This is a genomic window from Isoptericola jiangsuensis (assembly GCF_048320105.1).
Taxonomy (GTDB): Bacteria; Actinomycetota; Actinomycetes; order Actinomycetales; family Cellulomonadaceae; genus Isoptericola; species Isoptericola jiangsuensis_A.
The window spans coordinates 407390-431623 of the sequence record NZ_CP182942.1 but is presented as its reverse complement, the minus strand read 5'-3'; the positions used below and the strand labels follow the sequence as shown (position 1 = coordinate 431623).

At 74.8% G+C, this 24234-nt stretch carries 24 protein-coding genes; 8 read left to right on the top strand and 16 right to left on the bottom strand.

The features are described from left to right. Window positions 1-22: 22 nt before the first annotated feature. Together ACNHYB_RS01995 and ACNHYB_RS01990 are read right to left on the bottom strand one after the other, a co-directional pair. Entirely contained in the window at window positions 23-1315 is a 1293-nt protein-coding gene (locus tag ACNHYB_RS01995; protein WP_418276703.1) for a class I SAM-dependent RNA methyltransferase, read from the bottom strand. Window positions 1316-1362: 47 nt separating this feature from the next. Then, window positions 1363-3333 carry an APC family permease gene (locus tag ACNHYB_RS01990; RefSeq protein WP_418276702.1) on the bottom strand — a complete coding sequence of 657 codons (1971 nt, stop codon included), beginning with the start codon at window positions 3331-3333 and terminating at the stop codon, window positions 1363-1365. Window positions 3334-3425: 92 nt separating this feature from the next. Here ACNHYB_RS01990 and ACNHYB_RS01985 point away from each other — a divergent pair, with 92 nt between their 5' ends. Both ACNHYB_RS01985 and ACNHYB_RS01980 read left to right on the top strand, forming a co-directional pair. After that, window positions 3426-4085 (top strand): potassium channel family protein, encoded by a 660-nt coding sequence (locus ACNHYB_RS01985; RefSeq protein WP_418277968.1) that lies wholly within the window; start codon window positions 3426-3428, stop codon window positions 4083-4085. Further along, window positions 4085-4759, top strand: a complete 675-nt coding sequence (locus tag ACNHYB_RS01980) for a potassium channel family protein (protein WP_418276701.1) — start codon at window positions 4085-4087, stop codon at window positions 4757-4759. Before ACNHYB_RS01985 ends, ACNHYB_RS01980 begins: the two co-directional genes overlap by 1 nt. A 4-nt stretch (window positions 4760-4763) precedes the next feature. On the opposite strand, the gene ACNHYB_RS01975 is transcribed toward ACNHYB_RS01980, so the two are convergent. The 4 genes from ACNHYB_RS01975 to dut all read right to left on the bottom strand — a co-directional run bounded on the left by ACNHYB_RS01975 (window position 4764) and on the right by dut (window position 7344). Continuing rightward, window positions 4764-5621, bottom strand: coding sequence for a DUF3159 domain-containing protein (locus ACNHYB_RS01975; RefSeq protein ID WP_418276700.1), 858 nt, complete (start codon window positions 5619-5621; stop codon window positions 4764-4766). 35 nt (window positions 5622-5656) lie between these two features. Further along, entirely contained in the window at window positions 5657-6025 is a 369-nt protein-coding gene (locus ACNHYB_RS01970) for an OB-fold nucleic acid binding domain-containing protein (protein WP_418276699.1), read from the bottom strand. Beyond that, window positions 6025-6768: a DUF3710 domain-containing protein gene (locus tag ACNHYB_RS01965; protein ID WP_418276698.1), complete on the bottom strand. Its 744-nt coding sequence runs from the start codon at window positions 6766-6768 to the stop codon at window positions 6025-6027. The genes ACNHYB_RS01970 and ACNHYB_RS01965 overlap by 1 nt, the downstream gene beginning before the upstream one ends. Before the next feature lie 90 nt (window positions 6769-6858). Next, window positions 6859-7344 carry a dUTP diphosphatase gene (dut, locus tag ACNHYB_RS01960; protein ID WP_418276697.1) on the bottom strand — a complete coding sequence of 162 codons (486 nt, stop codon included), beginning with the start codon at window positions 7342-7344 and terminating at the stop codon, window positions 6859-6861. 43 nt (window positions 7345-7387) lie between these two features. Here dut and ACNHYB_RS01955 point away from each other — a divergent pair, with 43 nt between their 5' ends. Beyond that, window positions 7388-7882, top strand: coding sequence for a DUF3093 domain-containing protein (locus ACNHYB_RS01955; RefSeq protein WP_418276696.1), 495 nt, complete (start codon window positions 7388-7390; stop codon window positions 7880-7882). Between the two features lie 101 nt (window positions 7883-7983). Here the strand turns inward: ACNHYB_RS01955 and ACNHYB_RS01950 are convergent, their stop codons facing one another. From ACNHYB_RS01950 to ACNHYB_RS01940, 3 genes are all read right to left on the bottom strand, one after another. Then, window positions 7984-8283 (bottom strand): DUF4193 domain-containing protein, encoded by a 300-nt coding sequence (locus ACNHYB_RS01950; RefSeq protein ID WP_418276695.1) that lies wholly within the window; start codon window positions 8281-8283, stop codon window positions 7984-7986. Between the two features lie 193 nt (window positions 8284-8476). After that, window positions 8477-9424, bottom strand: coding sequence for an inositol monophosphatase family protein (locus ACNHYB_RS01945; protein ID WP_418276694.1), 948 nt, complete (start codon window positions 9422-9424; stop codon window positions 8477-8479). After that, complete coding sequence (locus tag ACNHYB_RS01940) at window positions 9379-10044, bottom strand: trimeric intracellular cation channel family protein (RefSeq protein WP_418276693.1); 666 nt, start codon at window positions 10042-10044, stop codon at window positions 9379-9381. Before ACNHYB_RS01940 ends, ACNHYB_RS01945 begins: the two co-directional genes overlap by 46 nt. 143 nt (window positions 10045-10187) lie before the next feature. On the opposite strand from ACNHYB_RS01940, the gene sepH reads away from it, so the two are divergent. Continuing rightward, on the top strand, window positions 10188-11546 hold the full coding sequence (gene sepH, locus ACNHYB_RS01935; RefSeq protein ID WP_418276692.1) for a septation protein SepH: 1359 nt from the start codon (window positions 10188-10190) through the stop codon (window positions 11544-11546). Here the strand turns inward: sepH and ACNHYB_RS01930 are convergent, their stop codons facing one another. From ACNHYB_RS01930 to ACNHYB_RS01910, 5 genes are read right to left on the bottom strand one after another with little or no spacing between them, the layout of a single operon-like run. Then, complete coding sequence (locus ACNHYB_RS01930) at window positions 11547-12203, bottom strand: thymidine kinase (protein WP_418276691.1); 657 nt, start codon at window positions 12201-12203, stop codon at window positions 11547-11549. Window positions 12204-12232: 29 nt separating this feature from the next. Then, entirely contained in the window at window positions 12233-13399 is a 1167-nt protein-coding gene (locus ACNHYB_RS01925; RefSeq protein ID WP_418276690.1) for an MFS transporter, read from the bottom strand. Between the two features lies 1 nt (window position 13400). Beyond that, on the bottom strand, window positions 13401-14621 hold the full coding sequence (locus ACNHYB_RS01920; protein WP_418276689.1) for an alkaline phosphatase family protein: 1221 nt from the start codon (window positions 14619-14621) through the stop codon (window positions 13401-13403). After that, window positions 14618-15217, bottom strand: a complete 600-nt coding sequence (locus ACNHYB_RS01915; protein WP_418276688.1) for a DUF5998 family protein — start codon at window positions 15215-15217, stop codon at window positions 14618-14620. Before ACNHYB_RS01915 ends, ACNHYB_RS01920 begins: the two co-directional genes overlap by 4 nt. Before the next feature lie 41 nt (window positions 15218-15258). Then, window positions 15259-17961 carry a GNAT family N-acetyltransferase gene (locus ACNHYB_RS01910; protein ID WP_418276687.1) on the bottom strand — a complete coding sequence of 901 codons (2703 nt, stop codon included), beginning with the start codon at window positions 17959-17961 and terminating at the stop codon, window positions 15259-15261. Window positions 17962-18146: 185 nt separating this feature from the next. Here ACNHYB_RS01910 and ACNHYB_RS01905 point away from each other — a divergent pair, with 185 nt between their 5' ends. The 3 genes from ACNHYB_RS01905 to ACNHYB_RS01895 all read left to right on the top strand — a co-directional run bounded on the left by ACNHYB_RS01905 (window position 18147) and on the right by ACNHYB_RS01895 (window position 22054). Continuing rightward, complete coding sequence (locus ACNHYB_RS01905; RefSeq protein ID WP_418276686.1) at window positions 18147-18815, top strand: hypothetical protein; 669 nt, start codon at window positions 18147-18149, stop codon at window positions 18813-18815. Window positions 18816-18865: 50 nt separating this feature from the next. Beyond that, window positions 18866-19435 (top strand): hypothetical protein, encoded by a 570-nt coding sequence (locus ACNHYB_RS01900; protein ID WP_418276685.1) that lies wholly within the window; start codon window positions 18866-18868, stop codon window positions 19433-19435. Between the two features lie 132 nt (window positions 19436-19567). Next, entirely contained in the window at window positions 19568-22054 is a 2487-nt protein-coding gene (locus tag ACNHYB_RS01895; RefSeq protein WP_418276684.1) for a DNA gyrase/topoisomerase IV subunit A, read from the top strand. A gap of 18 nt (window positions 22055-22072) precedes the next feature. On the opposite strand, the gene ACNHYB_RS01890 is transcribed toward ACNHYB_RS01895, so the two are convergent. Further along, window positions 22073-22573 carry an alpha/beta fold hydrolase gene (locus tag ACNHYB_RS01890; protein ID WP_418276683.1) on the bottom strand — a complete coding sequence of 167 codons (501 nt, stop codon included), beginning with the start codon at window positions 22571-22573 and terminating at the stop codon, window positions 22073-22075. A gap of 63 nt (window positions 22574-22636) precedes the next feature. Between ACNHYB_RS01890 and ACNHYB_RS01885 the strand changes: the two genes are divergently transcribed. Continuing rightward, window positions 22637-23053 (top strand): GNAT family N-acetyltransferase, encoded by a 417-nt coding sequence (locus tag ACNHYB_RS01885; RefSeq protein ID WP_418276682.1) that lies wholly within the window; start codon window positions 22637-22639, stop codon window positions 23051-23053. A gap of 4 nt (window positions 23054-23057) precedes the next feature. On the opposite strand, the gene ACNHYB_RS01880 is transcribed toward ACNHYB_RS01885, so the two are convergent. Next, window positions 23058-24179, bottom strand: a complete 1122-nt coding sequence (locus ACNHYB_RS01880) for an N-acetyltransferase family protein (RefSeq protein WP_418276681.1) — start codon at window positions 24177-24179, stop codon at window positions 23058-23060. Window positions 24180-24234 lie beyond the last annotated feature (55 nt).

Genomic DNA, 24234 nt, shown 5'->3' with positions numbered 1-24234 from the left:
GGGCGCCGTGACCCGGGTCGGTTCAGCGCTCCAGGACGGCGACGGCCTCGACGTGGTGGGTGTGGCAGAACAGGTCGAACGCCTGCAGCGTGCCCAGGGAGTAGCCCAGCTCGGCGAAGTAGGCGATGTCCCGCGAGAGCGCCGCCGGGTCGCAGGCCACGTAGACCACGCGCGACGGCGAGCGCTGCGCCACGGCCTCCACCACGCTCTGCCCGGCGCCGGCCCGGGGCGGGTCCAGGACCACGACGTCGACGTCGCCCGCCACCGCGCCCGTCGCGCTCCCCTCGCCGAGCACCCGGTCGACGGCACCCTGGTGGAGCTCGACCTGGGGCCGGTCGTGCACGTTGCGCCGCGCGTCCTTCACGGCACGCTCGTCGCTCTCGACGGCCGCGACGGTGCCCCGCGGCCCGACGGCGTCCGCCAACGGCAGCGTGAACAGCCCGGCACCGGAGTACAGGTCGAGGACCCGGCCGCCGCCGACGTCGCCCACCGCGGCCAGCACGGCCTCCCCCAGCACGCGAGGGGCCTGGCGGTGGACCTGCCAGAAACCGTCGCCGGCGACGCGGTAGCGGTAGGACGAGCCGGCCAGGTCGACGTTCTCGGTCACCGCGCGGCGAGCGGTGGGCCGGGTGTCGAGCCGGCCGCGGCGCCACGGCTCGCCGTCGACGAGCAGCAGCGCCTCCCCGCCGCCCGCGGGCGCCACCAGGTCGATGCGCTGACCGGGCGTCCAGGTCCGCGTGAAGACGTCCTCGGCGTCCGCGAGCGCCGTCACCTCCGGTGTGGCGAGGGGCATCGAGTCCAGTGCGACGACGTCGTGGGAACGGAACGTGCGCATGCCGGCACGGCCGGTCGCGTCGGCGACGAGCTCGATCCTCGTGCGGTAGCCGAGGCCGCCGCGCTCGTCGTCGCCGGGGGCGGCCTCGACGGCGACGTCCCGGGTGAGACCGGCGAGGCGGGTGAGCTGCTCGGCCAGCACCCCGGCCTTCCATCGGCGCTGAGCGGGCAGCGCGACGTGGGAGAGCTCGGCGCCGCCGACGCCGCCGGGCCCGGCGGCCGCCCAGGCGGGGGTCACGCGGTCCGGCGAGGCGGTGAGGATCTCGACGGCGTCGGCCCGCCAGAACTTCTTGCCGCCGTCGGTCACCACGGCGCGGACGCGTTCGCCGGGCAGCGTGTGCCGGACGAAGACGACGCGTCCCTCGTGGCGGGCGACGCAGTGACCGCCGTGGGCGACGGGGCCGACGTCGAGCAGGACCTCGGTGCCGACGTTCGGGTCGACGGGACGGGGGCGCGGGGCGGAGCGGCGAGGACGGGGCACCCGACCATTCTCCCCCGCCGCCGGCCCGGGGCGGACCAGCGGTGCGGTCAGACGCCGTCGGGGTCGGTCTGGCGCGCCGAGGACAGCTGCCACGGCACGGACGCCACGACGACGCCGGGGGTGAACAGCAGCCGCCCCTTGAGGCGCAGCGCGGACTGGTTGTGCAGCAGGTGCTCCCACCAGTGCCCGACGACGTACTCGGGGATGTAGACCACCACGAGGTCGCGCGGGGACTGGGTGCGCAGCGAGCGCACGTACTGCAGGACCGGGCGGGTGATCTCCCGGTAGGGCGAGTCGAGGACGCGGAGCACGACGGGCAGGTCGAGGGCCTCCCAGCGCGCGCGCAGGTCGGTGATCTCGTCGGCGTCGACGCCGACGGTGACGGCCTCGAGGGTGGTGGGGCGCGAGGCGCGGGCGTACGCCAGGGCACGCATGGTCGGCTTGTGCAGCCGGGACACCAGCACGACGGCGTGCACGCGGCTGGGCAGCGCCCGCGCCCCGGAGATGTCGTCGAGGGAGAGCTCGTCGCGGACGCGGTCGTAGTGGCGGTGGATGCCGCGCATGACGGCGAACAGCAGCCCCATGGCGACCAGCGTGATCCAGGCACCGTGGGTGAACTTGGTGGCGAGCACGATGACGAGCACCGCCGCGGTGAGGGCGAAGCCGACGCCGTTGACGACGCGGGACCACCGCATCTGCGAGCGGCGCCTGGGGTTCGGCTCCTTGCGCAGGCCGCGCGTCCAGTGCCGCAGCATCCCGAGCTGGGACAGGGTGAAGGAGACGAACACGCCCACGATGTAGAGCTGGATGAGGGCGGTGACCTCGGCGTCGAACGCGAGGACGAGCACGATCGCGGCCACCGACAGGGTGACGATGCCGTTGGAGAACGCCATCCGGTCGCCGCGGGTGTGCAGCTGACGGGGCAGGTAGCCGTCCTTGGCGAGCATGGACCCGAGCACCGGGAACCGGTAGAACGCCGAGTTCGCCGCCAGGAGCAGCACGAGCGCGGTGATGGCGATGACGATCCAGATGACCAGGGCGGCGCCGCCGAACACCGTCTCGGCGAGCTGGGCGAGCACCGGGTGCTGCTGGTAGTCCTCCCCCACGGGGACCCCGTCGCGCGCCAGGTGGGTCGCGGGGTCCTCGACGAACCGGATCCCGGTGGCCTGCGCGAGGAACAGGATCGTCATGAGCATCACGGCGGAGACGGCGCCGAGCAGCGTCAGGGTGAGGGCGGCGTTGCGGCGCCGGGGCGAGCGGAACATGGGCACCGCGCTGGTGATGGACTCCACGCCGGTCAGCGCCACCGCGCCGGAGGCGAAGGCCCTCGCCACCAGGAACGCGCCGGCGACCCCGAGCAGCCCCTCCTCGAACCCGCTCTGGGGGACGATGTCGAGGGCCGCGCTGTCCGCCTGGTCGAGGTTGCCCGTGAGGTGCTGCACGGCGCCGGTCACGGCGAGGACGGCGACGGCACCCACGAAGCAGTAGATGACCACCACGAACACCCAGGCCGATGCCCGGATGCCGCGCACGTTGACGACGGTGAGGGCGGCGACCAGGGCCGCGGCGACCCACTGCTCGTGCCCGCGCACCGCGGGCACCACCACCGCCACGTACTGCGCACCGGCCGACAGCGAGACGGCGACGGTGAGCACGTAGTCGAGCAGGAGCGCGGACGCCACCCCGGTGCCGGCCTTCGAGCCGAGGTTCTTCGTGGCGACCTCGTAGTCGCCGCCGCCCGACGGGTAGGCCTTGACGATCTGGCGGTAGGAGGCCACGACGACGAGCAGCACCACGACGACCACGAGGCCGACCCACGGAGCGAGCGTCGTCGCCGCGACGCCGGCCACGGCGAGCATCAGCAGGATCTCGTCCGGGGCGTACGCGATGGACGACAGGGCGTCCGAGGCGAAGACGGGCAGCGCCGCACGCTTGCGCAGCGCCAGGGGCGCAGTGCTCTCGCTGCGCAACGGGCGCCCTACCAGCAGCCGTTTGGCCGCGTCCGCGATGTCCGACACGAGGACAAAGCCTAAGCCCGCCGGGCGCTCCCGCGCGGGTCGGCGCACCACACGGTGTGGGTATAGCGTTTCGTGCTGTGCACTTCGTCATCATGGGATGCGGCCGCGTGGGCTCCACACTCGCGCAGACCATCGAGTCCCGCGGCCACTCCGTGGCGGTCATCGACCAGAACCCCGACGCGTTCCGCCGCCTGCCCCCGGACTTCTCCGGCCACCGGGTGACCGGGGTGGGCTTCGACCGCGAGACGCTGCAGCAGGCCGGCATCGAGGACACGTTCGGGTTCGCCGCCGTGTCCGACGGTGACAACTCCAACGTGCTGGCGGCGCGGGTCGCGCGCGAGACGTTCGGGGTGGAGCAGGTGGTGGCGCGGATCTACGACCCGCACCGCGCCGAGGTGTACCAGCGCCTGGGCATCCCCACGGTCGCCACGGTCCGCTGGACGGCCGACCAGGTGCTGCGCCGCATGCTCCCCCTGGGCGCCACGGACGAGTACCGCGACCCCTCCGGGGCGGTGCGGCTCGCCGAGGTGGACTACCACCCGGGATGGCACGGGCTGTCGGTGCGCCGCGTCGAGGCGGCCACGGGCGCCCGGGTCGCGTTCCTGACCCGCTACGCCGAGGGCACCATCGTCGGCCCCGAGACCCTGCTCCAGGAGAACGACGTGCTCCACGTGATCATGCACGCCGACGACGGCCCCCGGGTCGAGCGGATCCTCACGCACGCCCCCGGCCCGGAAGAGGTGCACGACTGATGCGCGTGGTCATCGCCGGTGCCGGCTCCGTCGGGCGCTCCATCGCCGCGGAGCTTCTCGCCAACGACCACGACGTGGTCCTGGTGGACAAGAACCCGTCCGCGATGCGCGTCGCGCAGGTCCCCGACGCCGACTGGCTCCTGGCGGACGCCTGCGAGACCGCGTCCCTGGACAGCGCGGACGTGTCCTCCGCCGACGTGGTGGTCGGGGCGACGGGCGACGACAAGGTCAACCTCGTGTTCTCGCTGCTCGCCAAGACCGAGTTCGGGGTCCCCCGCACCGTCGCCCGCGTGAACAACCCGCGCAACGAGTGGATGTTCGACGAGTCCTGGGGCGTCGACGTCGCCGTCTCGACCCCGCGGATCATGACCGCGATGGTCGAGGAGGCCGTCGCCGTCGGCGACCTGGTGCGGATCTTCACGTTCCACCAGTCCGGCGCCGACATCTACGAGATCACGCTGCCCGACGAGTCGCCCCTGGTGGGCCTGCGCGTCAACGACGTGACCTGGCCCACCGACACGGTGCTGGCGTGCGTCGTCCGCGGCCCGCGCCCGTTCAGCCCCACGGCCGACGACGCGCTGGAGTCCGGCGACGAGCTGATGTTCGTCACCGGACGCGAGGCGGACCCGACCGCCCTGCAGGAGCTGGTGGCCGACGGACCCGAGCTGGGCTGAGCCCCTACGCGCGGCTGGGCTCCACGACGTCGTCGAGCCGCCGCGTGGGGCGCACGACCACCCACGTCAGCCAGAGGACCAGGCCCCACAGCGGCACCCCGAGGACGAGGTGCATCGTGCCGAGCCAGCCAACCTCCTCGCTGAGGTAGAGGGGCACCTTGACCGCGAGACGGACGGCGAACAGGCCGACCCAGAACCAGCTCGCGATCGTGTAGCGCCGCACGAGTCCGGCGTCGGACCGCCACGCCGTCAGACCTGCCCACGGGCTGGGCGAGGCGTCGTCGGGGTCGTCGGGGTCGTCGGCGACGCCGTCGCCGTCGGCTGCCGCGTCCGCACCGACTCTTTCGGAGCCGACGTCCTCGGCCCCGTCGACGCCGTCCCGGGCATCGGCCGGCCGGTCGGTCCGCGCCCCGCCCGTGTCGCCGAACCCGGCGCGCAACGCCTCGACGAACAGCCCGACGAGTGGCCAGCGCACCAGAATCGAGACGAGGAACGCCACCAGGTAGGCGGCGTTCGTCCAGAGCCCGGGGGCGTAGAAGTTCTCCGCGGAGTCCGAGCGCCAGGCCCACACGACACCCACGACGATGCCCAGGATCCCGCCGGCCGCCTGCGTGACGGGGGTGCGCTGCACGAGGCGGACCGCGACCGCGACGAGCGCCGCGACCACCGACACCACCAGCGCGGTCCCCAGGTCGGTCGTGACGACGAACGCGACGACGAAGAGCAGTCCCGGCAGGACCGTCTCGACGACGCCCCGCACACCTCCGACGGCGTCACCCAGGGAGAAGGAGTCGCCCGTCACCGCGCGCATGCCGCGCCGGGCCGCCTCCTGCGCCGGGGACGGGGCCTCAGGTCGTCGCACGCTGCTCACGGGGTCCCCGTCGTTCGGTCGGTCCGTCATTCGCCGGCCCGCGCACGCAGCTCGTAGCGCGGGTTGTACATGGTGCGGCGTCCGCCGCGGTCGGTGACCATCCCGTCGACCCGCAGCCGCCGTCCGGGCACGATGCCGGCGATCTCTCGGCGTCCGAGCCAGACGAGGTCGAGCGTGTCGGTGCCGTCGTAGAGCTCGGCCTCGACCGTGGGGACGTCCTGGCTCGGGTGCAGCACGACCGAGCGGAGCACGCCCGAGGCGGCGAACCGGCGCCGGGTGCACAGATCCTCCAGGGCGGTGCAGCCCGTGACCGTCGCCGCGGCGTGCCGCTCCTCGCCGGCGGCCACGTCGTCCGTGGACGCCAGGGCCGAGCGGACGAGGGTACGCAGGGACATCAGCGGATCTCGGTGATCTCGGGCCCGCGCTTGAGCGGGTCGAAGGTCGGTTCGTCAGCGGGCTGCTCCGGGGCCTCGGAACCGGCGCCGGCGCCGTCCTTGCGGGCCTGCTGCGGCATGGTCAGGGACAGCAGGTCCCGCGGCGGGCGCGGGCTGCTGTCCCGCACGACGACGACGTTGGCGAACACGGACTCCAACGGCTTGGCGGCCTCGGGGTCCACGGCGGCCTGGCCCGACAGCACGCCCCGCAGGAACCAGCGCGGGCCGTCGAAGCCGATGAAGCGGGCGGGGCGCACGGCGGGCTGCCCCTCCGGCGTCGTCGCCGGGATGCGGGCCAGCAGCTCGCGGCCGAACACGCCCGGCACGTCGTCGACGGTGCCGCCCTGCTTGGTCAGGGACGAGGCGATCTCCGAGCGCACCTCCTCCCAGATGCCCTCCGACTTGGGCGCGGCGAAGGCCTGGACCTGCAGCACCGAGCCGTTGAGGGAGGCGGCCACACCGGTGACCTTCTGCGACTTCTTGTCGATCTCCATGCGGAGCTTGAGGCCGGGCAGGACGGGCAGCCAGATCGCACCGAGATCCACGCGGGGGCCCATCACCGACACCTGCGTGGCGTCGTAGGGGCCTCGCCCCGTGGGGCCGTCACCCTGGGGGCTCGCGCCCTCCTGCGTGGTCGGCGTGTCCACGTCCGCGGGGACGGGCTCCGTGGCCTCGGTCGACGCCTTGCGCCGGAACAGACCCACCAGGGATCTCCTTGTCTCGTTGGTCGGGGCGGCGCATGCCGTCCTGTGTCCAGCCTAGACCGCGCTCGCACGCGGTCCCGAACCGTCGGCTCAGCCCTGGGTGAACCCGCCGCTGGATCCGAACCCCGAGGACCCGCGGTGCGACCCGGGCAGCGTGCTCGCCACGAGGAAGCGGGCGTGCTCGACCCGCTGCACCACGAGCTGGGCGACACGGTCCCCGCGGCGCAGGCGCACCGTCTCGTGGGGGTCGGTGTTGGCGAGGATCACCTTGATCTCCCCCCGGTACCCCGCGTCGATCGTGCCGGGCGCGTTGACGACGGTGACGCCGTGCCTGGCGGCGAGGCCGGACCGCGGGTGGACGAAGGCCGCGAAGCCCTCGGGCAGCGCGATCGCCACCCCGGTCGGCACGACGGCGCGCTGCAGCGGTCCGAGCTCGACGTCCTCGGTCGTGGTCAGGTCGGCGCCCGCGTCACCCGGGTGCGCGTACGACGGCGCCTCGACGCCGTCGTCGAGCAGGGTGACGAGCACGTCGACGGTGCTGGGGTCGGTCGCCGCGAGGCTCGAGTCGTGAGGCACCGAGGCAGCCTATCGGACCCGATCAGGCTGCGATGATGTACCCATGAACGACGAGCACGACCGTCCCCGGGACGCTGCCGCGCCCGTGCCGCCCGCCTTCCGGGAGCGCCTCCTGCCCGGACCTGGCGCCTGGGTCCTCGCGATCGGCTTCGGGGTGCTCGTGGTGATCCTGCTGCTGCCGCTGGCCCCGCTGGTCGCCCCCGGCGCGGGAGTCCTGGCCGCGGCCGTCACGGTGGCGGTCCTGATGGCCTCCGCCCCCCTGGTGGAGGTGCGCTCCGGGGAGCTGCGCGCCGGGGCGGCACGCGTGCCCGTGGCGGTGCTGGGGCAGGTGACGCCGATCTTCAGCGCCGAGGAGATGCGGCTCGCGCTCGGCCCGGACCTGGACGCCCGCGCGTACGTGTGCCTGCGGACCTGGGCGCGCACCGGTCTGCGCGTCGACCTGCGCGACCCGCTCGACCCGACGCCCTACTGGTTGGTCTCGACCCGACGTCCCGACGAGCTCGCCGACGCCCTCGTCGAGGCGGGCGCGGGACGCTGAGCCGGCGCGAGGCCCGATCCGAGGCGGGGACGACGAAGGCCGTCACGTCGAGGACGTGACGGCCTGGGTGTCGCGTGCGGACGAGCTGCGCCGTGCCCGGCTCAGGCCGCGCACTCCGTGCAGATCATCTGACCGGACTTCTCGTAGGCCAGCTGGCTGCGGTGGTGGACGAGGAAGCAGCTCGAGCAGGTGAACTCGTCCGCCTGGCGCGGCAGGACGCGGACGGCCAGCTCTTCGCCCGAGAGGTCGGCGCCGGGGAGCTCGAAGCCTTCGGCGGCCTCGGTCTCGTCCTCGTCGACGACCCCCGACGACTTGTCGGAACGACGGGCCTGCAGCTCCTGGATGGAGTCCTGCTCGTTGTCCTCGTCGTTCTTGCGGGGTGCGTCGTAGTCGGTGGCCATGTGTGGTGTCACGCTCCGTGTTCTGGGGATCGGTACGCGCTGATAATGCGGTCCGGGCAGGTTTTGTTCCCTCTCGGCCCACGGATTGTGCACCATCCGCGCCCGCCTCGCGACATCACACGGTGTCACGCCCGTCACACCCGCCCTGACCTGCGCAGACAGTACGACTTCGACACCGGCGCCGACAAGGCCGTCAGAACGTCGGACGACTCCGCCCGAGGTGCCCGGCGGGGGTGGCGACGGCCGCCCCGGCGGGTCGGTCGGCGGCGTCCGCGTCGGCCGACTCGAGCAGCGCGACGAGCTCGCGCTGCCGCTCGGGTGCGCCCGCCACGGTCATGAGGTTCGTCGCCGGCTCGCCGCGCAGACCGCTCAGTGCCGCACCGGCCTCGGCGGCGACCAGCCCTCCGGCGGCCACGTCCCACGGGTTGAGGCCCCGCTCGTAGTACAGGTCCACGGAGCCGTCGGCCACGAGGCACAGGTCGATGGCGGCCGACCCGAGGCGGCGGATGTCGCGCACCCGCGGCAGGACGTGCGCCAGGACCTGCGCCTGCTGGGCACGGCGCGCGGCCGCGTACCCGAAGCCGGTGGCCACCAGGCTGGTGGCCAGGGAGTCGGCGTGGCGCACGCCGATCGGCTCGCCGTCGAGGTCGGCGCCCTGACCGAGCGCCGCCGTCCAGGTGAGCCCGTCGACGACCGAGTGCACGGCCCCGGCCAGCACGGTCCACCGCGCCGGGTCGGGCTCGCCGGCGACCACGGCCACCGACACCGCGTAGGAGGCGACCCCGTAGAGGTAGTTGACCGTCCCGTCGATCGGGTCGACCACCCAGGTGAGCCCGCTGGTGCCCGGCCGGTGGTCCCCCTCCTCGCCGAGCACGGCGTCGGCGGGCCGGCGCGTGGCCAGACGGCGACGCAGCAGCGCCTCGGAGGCCCGGTCCATGTCCGTGACCGGGTCGACGGCGCTGGACTTCGTGTCGGCGACCTCCACGCGCGCGGGGCGACCGCCACGCACGAGGGAACCTGCTTCGACGGCGAGGGAGCGGGCAAGGGAGCGCAGGTCGGCGATCTCGGCGGCGGACGGGAGGGTCGGTGCGTTGCTCACGTGTCCATCCTGCCCGATTCGCGCCCCCAGCGGCCGGTCCATCCAGAACCGACGTGCGGGACCAGCCAGCCCTGGGCGAGCGACAGCAGCCGGAAGCCCAGCACGAGCACCGCCACGATCACCGCCGTCCACCACGTCCACACACCGAGCTGCCACAGGACGACGGCGGCGACCGCCCCCAGGATCGCCGGCACGGCGTACAGCTGACGGTCGGCGAAGATCAGCGGCACCTCGCCCACCAGCATGTCGCGCAGCACTCCCCCGCCGATCCCGGTGAGCACGCCGACCACGGCCGACGCGAGCGGTCCGGCGCCCAGCTCCAGGGACTTGGTGGTGCCCTGCACCACGAACAGGGCGAGCGCAGCGGCGTCCAGCACGATGACACTGCGTCGCAGTCTGCTCAGCCCGGGGTGCAGGACGAACGCGGCGAGCCCGGCGGCGACGGCCGCGGTGACGAGCGGCCAGCTCGAGATCCCCACCGGCGGGGTGTCCCCGATGAGCACGTCGCGCAGGATGCCGCCGCCGAGCCCGCACACCCACGCCAGGACGAGCACGCCGAACATGTCGAACTTCTTGCGCACCGCGGCGAGCCCGCCCGAGACCGCCGACACGAACACGGCGACCAGCTCCAGTGCCGTCGTCCCGGCCGCGAGGGTGTCCATGCGCGCCATCCTGGCACCAGAGCCCCGGACGCACCCGGCGCAATGTGCGGCACACCGGCCCACCCTGCGTCCCGCACGCCGTGCGGGGTGGCACCCTCGAACGAGCGGGTCCGCCGCGCGGGCGGGCGACGTGAGGAGGAACCATGGCCGAGCTGGAGCTCGTGACGCTGCACGAGGACGCCGAGCGCCTGGTCCTGCGCGGCCCGGACGGCGTCGAGCACACCCTGTCGATCACCGAGGCGCTGCGGGCCGCCGTGCGCCGCGACCGGCCGCGGACCGAGGCGCTGCAGGCACAGTCCGAGACGCCGCTGCGCCCCCGCGAGATGCAGGCACGCCTGCGTGCCGGTGCCACCGCCGAGGACCTGGCCGTCGAGTCGGGCCTGCCGCTGGAGCACGTGCGCCGCTACGAGTGGCCCGTGCTCGCCGAGCGCGACCACGTGGTCTCCCAGGTGCGCGGTCACCGCGTCGAGCCCGACGCGGACACCACGCTCGGCGAGCTCGCCGACAGGCGCCTCGCCGCGCGCGCCGTGCCGCTGGACGACGCGACCTGGACGGCCCGCCGCGCGGGGTCCTCCCCGTGGCACGTCGAGGTGAGCTTCGTCGCGGGCGAGAGGCAGCGGACGGCCGCCTGGTCGTACGACCCGCGGGGGCGTGTCGTGGTGGCCCTCGACGACGAGGCCCGCTGGCTGGGCCAGCCGGACGACCCGCTCTCCCCCGAGATCCTCGGCGTGCCGGCCGAGGCGCCGGTGCGGCACCGTCCCGCGCCCCGACCGGACAGCGCCGCCGACGCGACCGCCCTCCTGCTGGACGACCTCGCCGACCGCCGTGGCCAGCGCCCCCACCGCACGCGTCCGCCCGCCGGGCCGCCGCCGGACGAGCTGCCGCTCGACCTCGGCGGCGCCACGTCCGGGGAGCCGGGGGCGAGCGTCGTCGACCTCGGTGCCCGTCGTGACGCCCACCGCACGGCGCAGGACGACAGCGCCGCCAGCGCGGCCAGTGCGGCCAGCGCCGTCGAAACGGCCGGCTCCGAGCCCTCCCGCCCCGGGGCTCCCGACGCCGGCCCTCCGGCACAGCGCCCCGCGCGTCCCACGCAGGACGCGGCGCGACGAGCACCGGAGGCGGAGGCTCCGGCGCGAGCCCGGCCGGCCACCGACGACGTCGGACGGACCGACACAGGACGGACCGAGACCGGACGCGCCGACCCCGCACGGGCCGGGACCGGCAGGAGTTCCGGCCACCGCCGGTCGCCAGAGGCGACACAGCCCTCGGAGCCCTCGACGCCGGCCGACCCGCCGGAGTCCGCCCCGCCCGAGCCCTCGGGCGACACGGCAGGCGACACGGCAGGCGACACGGCAGCCGACACAGCAGCGGCCGGCCGGCCCGCACCGGCACCCGCTCGCGCCCAGGCCAAGCCTGGCGGACGTCGCGGGGCTCGCAAGGGCCGCGCCCAGGTGCCGAGCTGGGACGAGATCGTGTTCGGCGGGGCGCGCCCGAGCCCGTGATCAGGCGGGCGTGTCCACGTCCAGCAGCGTGCCCGACGACGGGGCGAGGCGGCGCGCGGTGTGCGCGGTCATCCGCCGCATGTGGTGACGTCGGCACAGCACCTCGTAGGCGACCTGGCCGGCGCCCGAGGTGACGTCCCCGACGACGACCTGGTCGCCCTCGACCACCATCACGCCGTCGACGGTGCGCGCGTTGTGGGTGGCCCGCACCCCGCACCAGCACAGCGCCTGCACCTGCAGCACCTCGACGCGGTCCGCGAGCTCCACGAGGCGGGCGGACCCGGGGAACAGTCGCGTCCGGAAGTCCGCGGTGATGCCGAACGCGAAGACGTCGATCTCGGTCTCGTCGACGAGCCGCGCGAGCTGCTCCACCTGCTCCGGGGAGTAGAACTGCGCCTCGTCGCACACGAGGTAGTCGACGAGGCGGCCACGCCGCCGCTCGGCGGCGATCACCTCCCAGAAGTCGGTGACGTCGGTCACCTCGCGGGCGTCGACCTCGAGGCCGAGCCGCGAGGAGAGCCGGGCGACTCCGGCGCGGTCGTCGCGCGTGAAGATCAGCCCGTGGCGTCCGCGGGCACGGTGGTTGTGATCGGTCTGCAGGGCCAACGTGGACTTGCCGCTGTCCATGGTGCCGGAGAAGAAGACGAGCTCGGCCATGCCCCTGATCCTTCCAGACGTGCCCGCCGTCAGGGGCGCCGGGCGAGCAGCCGGCGCCGCAGGCCGAGCGCCACGGGCAGGCAGGCGACCAGGGGCAGGGCGCAGACGCCGAGCGCCGCACTGAGACCCACGCCCTGGGCGACGAGCCCGGCACCGGTCGACCCGACACCCGTGCCGGCGTCGTACCCGACGTTCCAGGCGGTGCTCGCGGTGCCGCTGCCCTCCGGACCGGCGTCGCGGAACATGATCACCAGCGTGTCGTTCTGCAGGGCGCCGAACCCCAGCCCGTAGAGCACCCCGGAGGCGATCGCGACCAGCGTGACGGCCGCCCCAGCCAGCGCGCCCGACGCCAGCGCGATGCCGGCCGCACCGACGGCGCACGCCGCGACGCTGAGCGGCAGCAGGGCACCGACGCCCTCCTTGTCGGCCCGGACCCCGGCCCACCACCGGCCGAGCGTGCTCGCCGCGGAGACGGACAGCAGCACCCACGACGCGACCCCGGCGTCCAGCGCCAGCGGGACGAACGCCGTCGCACCGCCGAACGCGCACGACGCCGCCAGCAGCAGGACGCCGGGACGGGCGAAGGTGCGCAGACGCACGGTGACGACGTCGGACGGCTCCTGCCGCGGGACGTCCCTGCTCACGGGAACGGGCTGCGCGCCGCGGGTGAGGGCCATCAGCACGGCGCCCAGGACGCCGCACGCCCCCGCCACCACGAACACGGCCGTGAAGCCGACGTGCTCGACCACCCCCACGGCGGCGGGCAGGAGCACGATCTGCGGCAGCCCGACGGCGACGCCGTACGCGCCGACCCCTCGACCACGACGCTCGGGCGGCACGAGCTCGGCGACCAGGGCGCTGCCGGCCACCACCACGATTCCGAAGCCGACGCCGCGCACCGCGGACACCGCGAGCACCCAGCCCACCTCGGGCGTCACGAGATAGGCCCAGGTGGGCACGCCCAGCAGGAGCGCGCCGACCACGGACGCCCGGCGCAGGCTCAGCACGCGCAGGATGCGCGGCATCGCGAGCTGGACGGCCACGGTCGCGGCCATCATGGCCCCGGTGGTGGCGCCCACCCCTCCGTTCTGCGCACCGCCCGACGCCGCCCACAGGGGCACCACGGACAGCAGCGGCGCGAAGCAGGAGAAGATCGCGAGGGTCGCCAGGAGCAGGAGCCGGAAGTCGCGCCCCACGCTAACGGCCGGCCACGACGAGCAGCGGGACGATCATCTCGGTGGCGGTCAGCGAGCCGTGCACGCCGGGCATCTGCCGCGCCGCGGCCGGGTGCAGCCGGGAGTCGACGACGGTGGCGTGCCCGCGGGCCGCCACGAGCACGTCCCCCGTCCAGGGCCGCACGTGCTCGGCGACGGGACCCAGCCATCCTGCCGCGATCGCCCGGTCGGCGGTGGCCACGACGGCGTCGTCCCCCAGGGAGTCCGCCCACCGGGCCGCGAGCGCGCCGACGTCCGCGCCGTCGGTGGCGTACACGTGCGTCATGCGCGGCTCCCCGCCGAGCAGCGCGACGTCCTGGGCGAGCTCGGGCCGCTCGGCGACGTCGTGCTGGTGGGCCGGCTCGGAGGTCACCATGCCGTGGTCGGCGGTGACGAGCACGAGGGTGCCCTGCGGGGCGGAGGCGGCGAGCCTCCGGATCTCGTAGTCCAGCGACTCCAGGGCGTCGCCCCACTGCCACGAGGTGGGGCCGTGCTGGTGGCCCACCCTGTCGACGTCGCCGAGGTAGAGGTAGACCAGGCCGTCGTCCCGCAGCGCCCGCAGGGTGGCGTCCACGGCGTCGGCGGCCTTCTCCGCGGTGACGTGGCGCGGGCCGCGCAGCGCCGCCCGCGTCATGCCGGAGCCGGCGAACTTCGCCCGGCCGGGCGCCACGACGTCGACGGCCGCGCCGACCTGCTCCAGCAGGGTGGCCTCGCGCTGCAGGTCGGCCGGTTCGACGCCGAAGGGCCCGGACAGCTTCTGGCCGGTCCGGTAGGGGTCGGACTGCTCCGTCCACGACACCAGCGTGGCAAGGCCCCCGGTGGCGGGATTGCGCTGGGTGTAGCCGAGCATGCCGGTCAGGCCCGGCGCGGTGCCGGTGCCGAAGGTGGCCAGCGCCGCGGCGGTCGTGGACGGGAAGCTCGTCACCAGGTGCGCCGCGTCACGCAGGTGGCCGCGCAGGAACGGCGCGTGCCCGCCCCGCTCGGTGAGGTTGTGCAGGCCGAGCCCGTCGACGAGGACGACGACGACGCGACGGGCGTCCGGCAGGCCGAGCGCGGCCTGGCAGTCGGACGAGCGCAGGCCGGTCGACGTGGTCAGGTCGAGTCCGAGCGTTCCTGCCACGGCGGGCAGGACGGCGGCGATCGAGTCGGCGCCGTAGGAGGGGACGACGAGGTCGGGCGGCAGGTCGGTCGCGGGCTGCGTCATCGGCCCGGGCGTCCGCCCGACCCGGTGGCGGCGGACAGCTCGCGGGCGAACGCCATCGCGCGGAGCACGGCGTCACGCCCTTCGGCGGCGCTGCTGACGCGCACGACGACGTCGTCCGGGGTCATCTGCCCCGTCAGCCCGTGGTCGGCGTCGCAGCTCGGGTCCGGGCACTGCGCGGGCTCGAGGTCGATGCGCGAGACGGCACCCCACCCGACGGCGAGGGTGAGCTCGGCGGCGCTGTCCCCGGGCTGGTGCTCGGCGGGCTCGGCGACGACGTGGGTGAGCGCGACGGACCGGATCTCGCTGATCGGCACGGCCTCGCTGGTCGCGGCGGCCGACGACGGGTTCGCGGCGTCGCCCTCGTGGTCGTCGACGTGCGCGGCCACCAGGCGGGTGGGCGTCAGCGCCAGGACCGTCAGGTGACGACGGACCTGGCTGTCGAACGTCGTCTCGGCCTGCACCAGGTGTGCCAGCACCGGCTCGTCGGCCAGCGCGACGTCCAGGACGTCGGTCACCAGGTCCGGGTAGTAGCCGGCCCGGTAGACGTGGGCACCGAGCTCGTCACGGAGGTTCTTGCGTGTGGTCGCGGAAGGCACCAGGGCATTCTCCCACTGAACACGGTCGCCGCGCGCGTGCCTCAGCCCGGCAGCGCGCGACGCAGCCCGTCCGCCCGGCGCCCGGCCGGCCGCAACCGGGCCGAGACGTGCAGCACGGACGCCCCGTGCTCGGCGACCACCACGGGGTACAGCTCGAGCGAGGCGAGCTCGGGGAGGTCGTCGGCCATGACCGCCACCCGGGCGAGCACGTCCTCCAGGGCGTCGACGTCGGCGGGGGGCGTGCCCCCGTACCCGTACAGCCGGGGCGCGGCGCGCACGGTGCTGACCAGCGCGGAGATGTCCACGTCGGTCAGCGGCGGGATGCCGTGGGCGACGTCGTCGAGCAGGTCGACCGCGTCTCCCGCGAGCCCGAAGGACACCATCGGGCCGAACAGCGGGTCCTCCGCGGAGCGCACCACGCACGCCACCCCGGCGGGCGCCATGGCCTGCACCTCCAGCTCCGGGTCCGCCTCGTCCAGCAGGGTCGAGGCCAGCATCTGCAGCCGCGCGACGTCGGTGCGCAGGTCCTCGGGTCCGGCGACGTCGAGCCGCACTCCCCCGAGGTCGTTGCGGTGCCGCAGCCCCGGCGACGCGCTCTTGAGCGCCACCGGCCAGCCGAGGTCGTCCGCCGCCTCGACGGCCTCGTCGGCCGTGCGGACCCGGCGCGCGGGCCACAGGCGGACGCCGTAGCAGTCCAGCAGCTCGCCCGCCTGCTCGACCCCGAGGTCCAGGGCGTCGGTGCCGGCCAGCCAGCCCTCGACGAGGCGACGCGCCCGACGCGCGTCCACGCCGTCCGGCACCACGTAGGTGCCGCGCTCCTCCGCGCGGGAGGCCGCGTGCTCGACCACCTTGCCGAGCGCGACGACGGCGTCCTCCGGCGTCGAGAACGCCGGCACCCGCACCGCCCTGCCGTCGGGCGCGGTGGCGGCGAGCTCGTCGGGCATGCCGTGCAGGCCGAGCATCGACACGACGGTCGTGCGTCCCGTGCGCGCCGCGGCGGACGCGACCGCCCGCGCGATCTCGCCCGTGCGGGGCTGCACCACCGGCACGTCGACCGCGACGACCACGTCGCACGCCCCCGGCGCGTACAGGGCGTCGACGGTGCGGGCGATGTCCGCCTCGCACGCGTGCGGCGGCAGGTAGTCGCTGGACGTGGCGACCACCAGCCCCTCGGAGACGGCGGCCTCGGCCACCAGGGCCGCGAGCGCCGCGGAGGACGCGAGGATCCCCACCCGGTTCCCGGTGGGCAGGGGCTGGTGGGCGAGCACCTGGGCGACGTCCATGAGCTGGTGGGTGTTGACCGCCTGGATGACCCCGGACTGGCGCAGCAGCTCCTCCAGGAGGCGGCGCGGGGCGCGGGTGGCGCGGACGGAGTGCCCGGGCGGGACGACCTGGCCGGAGCGTCCCGCGGTGGCGACGACGACGGGCTTGACGGACGACAGCCGCCGGGCGATCCGCGAGAACTTGCGCGGGTTGCCGATGGACTCCAGGTACAGGCAGACCACCTGGGTGGTGTCGTCGTCCTGCCAGTACTGCATGAGGTCGTTGCCGGACACGTCGGCGCGGTGCCCGGCCGAGACCATGGAGGACACTCCCAGCCCGCGACGTTCCAGGGTCGCGGTGAGGGTGACGGCAGCTGCCGCGGACTGGCAGAAGAGCCCGACGACGCCGGCGCTCGGGGGGCGCTGCGCCAGGGAGGCGCGCAGCGCGGCGCCCGGGGTCGTGGTCAGGACGCCGTAGGACACGGGTCCGACGACGCGCATGCCGGCCGCGTGCGCGGTGCGCAGCAGGTCGCGGCGCCGTTCGACGCCCTGCGGCCCGGACTCCGCGTACCCCCCGGAGAGCACGACGACGCCGCGTGCGCCCGTCGCGGCGAGCCGGCGCACCCGGTCCACGGCCTCGTCGGGGCGGACCGCCAGCAGGGCGAGGTCGACGTCGCCGACGTCGTCCCACCCGTCCGCCCGCGTCACGGAGCCGGGCACGTCCCCGGGGTGGTCGACGACGACGAGCTCGGTGTCCCCCGGGTCGGTCTCGGCGGCGTCGAGCACGCGGCGGGCCAGCAACGCCTCCGGCGAGCCGTCGTCGACGCCCGGTGCGACGAGCAGGACCCGCCGCGCCGTGAGCAGCGCGGCCATGGAGCGTGCCTCGGCCCGGTGCTCGCGGTCGGCCATGACGGCCCGGGAGCGCTCCGTCGGGTCGAGGTCGATGCCGACGGTGACGACGCCGTCGTCGAGGTGCTGGGACAGGGAGTAGCCGGCGTCGCGGAACACGCCGAGCATGGAGGAGTTCTGCGGGAGCACCTCGGCGGTGAAGCGCCGCACGCCGCGTTCGCGCGCGGCGGCGGCGACGTGCTCCAGCAGGACCGACGCCAGCCCCTTGCCCTGCAGGGAGTCGGCGATGTTGAACGCGACCTCCGCCTCGCCGTCGGCGATGACGTCGAACCGGGTGACGCCCAGGATGTCCTCGCGCGGGGCGCCGTCGGCGTCGGTGCCGGGCCGCACCGCCACGAGGGCGACCCGCTCGACGTGGTCGACGTTGACCAGCCGGCCCAGCTCGCGGTCGGTGAGGCGGCGGATGGGGGCGAAGAACCGGAAGTAGGCGGAGCGTTCGGACTGCCCCTCCTGGAACCGCTGCAGCGCGTCGGCGTCGTCCGGGCGGATGGGACGCACGTGCATCGTGCTGCCGTCGCGCAGCACGACGTCGGCCTCCCACTCGACGGGGTAGGCGGTGGCGACGGGGTCCATCCGAGCAGGCTATCCGCTGGGTGCGACGCCGACCGGTCGGTGCCGCCCGGCGACGGGCCGACGTCGGCGCACAGCCGGCGTCCACCCACCTCAGGAGATTGCCAGGCCCGCAGCAGCACCGGCCCAGCCGCGTCGGGGAGGGTCGAACCAGCCCGGAACGGTTCCGGGCCGGAAGGAGCACCACCATGAGGTCCAGCATGATTCGCAGGTCCGCCGTCGTCGGCGCCATCGGGCTCGCCGGCCTCGGTGTCGGCTCGGCCGCCGTGGCGGCCCCGTCGCCCGAGACCGCCGTGGTCACCGAGGACGACGCCGACACCGCCTCCGACGGCACCGACCGCGCGTCGAGCCTCGAGGACAGCCTCCAGGGGCTCGTCGACGACGGGACGATCACCGACGCCCAGCGCGAGGCCGTCGCGGACGCTCTCGCCGAGAGCGCGCCCTCCGGGCACGGCCGTGACCACGGTGGCCGAGGCCCGGTGTCCCTGAGCACCGCGGCCGAGACCCTCGGGCTGACCACGGACGAGCTGCGCGAGGCGCTCTCCGCCGACGGCGCCACCCTGGCGTCGGTGGCCGAGGACGAGGGGGTCTCCACCGACGAGCTGACCGAGGCGCTGGTCGCCGCCGCCGAGGAGCGGGTGGACACGGCGGTCGAGGACGGTCGCCTCACCCAGGAGGAGGCCGACGAGCGCAAGACCAAGATCGCGGACTCGGTCGCCTCCGCGATCTCGGCCGAGCAGCTCGGCACCGGTCGTGGTGGCTCCCGGCCGGAGGGCCGGCAGGGCGGCGACGACGACCAGGGCGCGGAGTCCACGCAGGAGTCCGCGAGCACGGACGCGGCGGCGTACTCCGCCTGACCGCGCGACGGGGCGGCGGCCTGCGCGCCGCCGCCCCGAGGAGGTGGACGATGACGTGGCGCAGGTTCCGCACCACCGCCGTGGCCGGGGCGATCGGCCTGGCGTCGCTGGGAGCCGCACCGACGGCCGACGCCGCACCGACCGTCGTCGGGCCGACCACCGTCGTCGCGGGCTCGCCCGCCGACGACGACGTCGAGGCGCGCTGGTCCGAGGCGCTGCAGGAGCTCGTCGACGACGGGGCGATCACCCGTGCCCGGCGTGACGCCGTGCTCGCCGGGCTCACGGGTCGGCAGGCAGGTCCGGTCGACCCTCCGGCCCCTCGGCTGGACGACCGGCTGGTGTCCCCCGGGGCGGCCGCCCGGGCCCTGGGCCTGAGCGTCGAGGCGTTCGAGACGGCGACGGCGGCCCCGGGAGCCACGCTCGTCTCCGTGGCCGAGGCCCGAGGGATCGATCCCGGCAGCCTCGTCGACGCGCTCGTGACCGCCGCGCTGGGTGGCGTCGACGACGCCGTCGGGGCGGGCCTGCTCACGACCCAGGAGGCCGCCGAGCGTCGGGCCGAGCTGCCCGGGGTGATCGCCGACCTGGTCGAGGCGCAGTCGATCCGTGGTCCGGCGGTCTGAGCCGGCACCCGCCCGGTTGCGCCGTGGGGCCTCCCGCTGACGCTACGCTGCCCTCGAACGTCCGTACGTGGCCGCCGGGCCGACGTCGGGCGCCACTTGTCCGCCGAGCACCACGAGCAGGAGCCGCACCGCATGGCGCGCACGAAGGCCGCACCCGTCGCCGAGGAACCGTTCGACGAGAAGATCGTCGACATCGACGTCGCCTCGGAGATGGAGACGTCGTTCCTGGAGTACGCCTACTCGGTGATCTACTCCCGTGCCCTGCCGGACGCCCGCGACGGCCTCAAGCCGGTGCAGCGCCGGATCCTGTACATGATGGCCGACATGGGCCTGCGGCCCGACCGCGCCTACGTCAAGTCCTCCCGTGTCGTCGGTGAGGTCATGGGCAAGCTGCACCCCCACGGCGACACCGCCATCTACGACGCCCTGGTGCGCCTGGCCCAGGACTTCTCGCTGCGGCTTCCGCTGGTGGACGGCCACGGCAACTTCGGTTCCCTCGACGACGGCCCCGCAGCACCTCGCTACACCGAGGCGAGGCTCGCCGCCCCGTCGACGGCGATGACCGCCGGGCTCGACGAGGACGTCGTCGACTTCGTGCCCAACTACGACAACAAGCTCACCCAGCCGGAGGTGCTGCCCTCGGCCGTGCCGAACCTGCTGGTCAACGGCGCGTCCGGCATCGCGGTGGGCATGGCCACCAACATGCCGCCGCACAACCTCGTCGAGGTCGTCGCCGCGGGGCAGCACCTGCTCGCCCACCCGGACGCCACCCTCGAGGACGTCATGCGGTTCGTCCCCGGGCCCGATCTGCCCACCGGCGGCAAGATCGTCGGTCTCGACGGCGTCCGGGACGGCTACCGCACGGGGCGCGGCTCCTTCCGGACCCGGGCCACGGCCCGCATCGAGAACGTCACCCCCCGCCGCAAGGGGATCGTCGTCACCGAGCTGCCGTACACGGTCGGGCCCGAGAAGGTCATCGAGAAGATCGCCGACGGCGTCAAGAACAAGAAGATCCAGGGTGTCGTCAACGTCCAGGACCTCACCGACCGGTCCCACGGGCTGCGTCTCGTGATCGAGGTCAAGACGGGGTTCGACCCGGAGGCCGTGCTCGAGCAGCTGTACCGCACCACCCCGCTCGAGGACTCGTTCGGCATCAACAACGTCTCGCTCGTCGAGGGGCAGCCACGCACGCTGGGCCTGCTGGACCTGCTGCGCGTGTGGGTCGATCACCGCATGGACGTGGTGCGACGCCGCTCGGCGTTCCGGCTCGGCAAGCGCAAGGACCGGCTGCACCTGGTCGAGGGTCTGCTCGTGGCGATCCTCGACATCGACGAGGTCATCCAGGTGATCCGCGGGTCCGACGACGCGGGCGAGGCACGCTCGCGCCTGCAGAGCGTCTTCGACCTCTCCGAGCCGCAGGCGTCGTACATCCTGGACCTCCAGCTGCGCCGCCTGACGAAGTTCTCCCGCATCGAGCTGGAGTCGGAGAAGTCCGAGCTCGAGGCCGAGATCGCCGCGCTGGAGGAGATCCTCGCCGACGAGAGCCGCCTGCGGGCCGTCGTGTCCCAGGAGATGAGCGACGTCGCCGCCGCCTACGGCACCCCCCGACGCACCGTCCTGCTCGACTCGGCGGGAGGCACGGCGTCGTCCGCCGCGGCCGCACCCGCCCGGGGTCGGGGCGCGCCCGCCATCGACCTGGAGATCAAGGACGCCCCGACCCGCGTGCTGCTGTCCGCGACGGGCCTGCTGGCCCGCACCTCCGGCGACGACGCCGAGGCGCCCGTCGAGCGTGCCGGGCGCCGTCACGCGCACGACGCCCTGCGCGGCGACGTCGCGGCCAGCACCCGGGCGGAGGTCGGCCTGGTCACCTCGGCCGGCAGGCTGCACAAGATCGCCGTGCTGGAGCTCCCCGCCCTGCCCGCGACCGACGGCCCGCCGTCCCTGTCCGGCGGCGTGCCCGTGCGCGAGATGGTCACCCTGGAGGCGGGCGAGGAGCCCGTCGCCGTCGTCTCGCTGGCCGACGACGCCCCCACGCTCGCGCTGGGGACCCGTCACGGCGTGGTCAAGCGGGTGGCGGCGGGCGACGCGCCGCGCAGCGGTGACGTGTGGGACGTCGTGGCGCTCAAGGACGGGGACGTCGTCGTCGGCGCCGCCCCCGCCACCGACGACGACGAGCTCGTGTTCGTCGCCTCGGACGCCAGCCTGCTGCACTTCGACGCCGCTGCCGTGCGCCCGCAGGGGCGCGCCGCCGCCGGGATGGCGGGCATCCGGCTCGCCGCCGGCCAGCGGGTCGTCTTCTTCGGCGTCGTGCGCGCCGCGACGCGGGACCTGCACACCGTCGTCACCGTGGCGGGCGCGTCGGGCGCCCTGCCCGGGACGGGCGGCGGATCGGTCAAGGTCACCCCGTACGAGCTCTACCCCGGCAAGGGGCGCGCGACCGGCGGCGTCCGGGCGCACCGGTTCCTCAAGGGCGAGGACGCGCTCGTCCTGGCCTGGGTGGGCGAGGGACCTGCTCGCGCCGTCGGCTCCGGCGGGCAGCCGGCCGACCTGCCCGAGGAGAGCACCCGACGGGACGGCTCCGGCGTGCCGCTCGCCGGACCGGTCGCCGCGATCGGCTGACGCCGGGCGACGGTCGGGCTAGCGGGCGATCGCCGCGGCGATGGCCTCGCCCAGGTCGACCGGGCGGGTGAACATCGGCCAGTGCCCGGTGGGCAGGTCGACGATCTCGTAGCGGTGGTGCCTCGCCAGCTCGGTGACGTACGGATGGCCCTGCGTCATGAGCCCGCGCAGCACGTCCGCCGACATCTCCGAGGCGACCACGGTGGTCGGGACGTCGAGCCGGGACAGGTCGTCGCTCAGCCGGTGCGGCTCACGCACCGTCCCGCCGGGCTGCGGGACCGCCCGCTCGCGGAACTGCCGGCGCAGGTCGTCGGTGAGGCCGACCACCGCGGCCTCGTGGTCGGCCAGGGTGATGCCCGTGCGGTCCTCGTCCACCGAGGCCGTGCCCGGCAGGGTGAGCGGGTGCACGGTGTGCCCGGCCGCGACCAGCGGCGGCGTGACGGCGTCCCAGGCGGACGCATTCAGCCAGAAACCCGGTACCAGGACGATGTCCGTCCTCCGGACCCGAGGAGTGACCACCGACACACCGGCGCCAGGACTCCTGCCCTGCCGTGCGACGGTGCCCGGTGGTTGGATCGCCGGGTGACGACGTACGAGTTCTCCGCCGACCCGTCCCGCATCGACGCCGTCTGGGTGCACGAGATCCTGTCCACCCAGGCGTACTGGGCGCTCGGACGCTCTCGCGCGACCCAGGACACCGTGATCGCCGGATCGCGCAACTACGGGGTCTACGCCACCGACGGCGCCCAGGTCGCCTACGCCCGGGCCGTGACCGACGGCGCGACGTTCGCCTGGATCGCCGACGTCGTGGTGGACCCGGCCCACCGCCGCCGCGGCCTGGGGACGATGCTGGTCGACGGGCTCATGGGCGACCTGGACACCCTGGGGCTCAAGCGCGTTCTCCTCAAGGCGTCGCCCGAGGGCCGCGACCTCTACCGCCGGGCCGGGTTCGGCGACCTCGACGACCCGGCGACGTGGCTGCTGCGCAAGCTGTCCTGAACCGTCAGAGCTCGATGCTGAGCATCCGCGAGCCGTAGGCCCGGGTGTACCCGAGCCGGGCGTACAGCCCGTGGGCACCTGTCGGGTTGGCGGTGTCCACGCCGAGGCACCCGAACTCCATGCCGTCCGCGGCCATGGCGCGCAGCCCGGCGACGAGCGCCGCGGGTGCCGCCCGGCGCCCCCGGTAGGCACGGCGGGTCCCCAGGATCCCGGTGTAGCCGAACGAGTAGCCGCGCACCGCGAAGTCGGCGTCGAAGCGCTCGTTGAGGGCGTAGGCCACCACCAACGGTTCCCCGGCGCGCAACGACGCGGCGGTCTCGGCGTCGGTGTCCGGGTCGGCGAGCAGGGCCGCGACGTCCGGGGCGTCGTCGACGACGACGACGCTCCAGTGCGGCACGAGCTCCGTGCGTCCGTTGGTCCACTGCGCGGGCGTGTGGGGCTCGCTGCCCCAGTGGTCCCGGAACGCGTCGTTGTGGGCCAGGCGCGTGGCCTCGTCGTGCTCGGGGCCGAAGCGGACGAGCCGTAACCCGTCGGGCTCGATGTCGGGCAGCGGCTCGGCGACCAGGTCGCGCAGGTCGCGACGCAGGTCGGCGTAGAAGCGGCGGTCGGTGAAGCCTGCGCGGGCGAACATCCGCACCTTCGCCGCGGGCCCGTCGTCCTCGGCGAACACGGCGAGCCGGGCCGGCAGCTCCCGGCCGCACGATGCGAGCACCTGCCGGCCGCGTGCGACCTGCCACGCGAACAGCTCGCGTCCGATCCCCTCGCCCCGACGCTGCGGGTGCACCCCGCCCAGGAGCATCACGCGCACCGTCCGGGTGTCGCCCGGCAGGGACTCCACCACCCCGTAGGCCCGCAGGACGCCGTCCGCGTCGACGCCGAGCAGGGAGTCGGTGTCGAAGTGGCGCCAGGGCGCCTCGAACAGGTCCGTGATCTCGCCGAGCACCTCGCGGTACGGCTCGGCGTCGGCCTCGGCGACGGCGTTGCGCAGCTCCAGCAGGGCGGGCGCGTCGTCGATCGTGGCGGGACGCCAGCCGAGCCCGCCGGCGGTGATGCCCGGCAGCGTGGCGGGCGCGGCGGCCCGCTGCGCGATCGGCGCGAGCGCGGGCGAGGACTCCAGGTCGGACATGCGGCGAGCGTACGTCTCACCGCTCGTCGCACGCACGGGATTTCAGGGCGTCGCG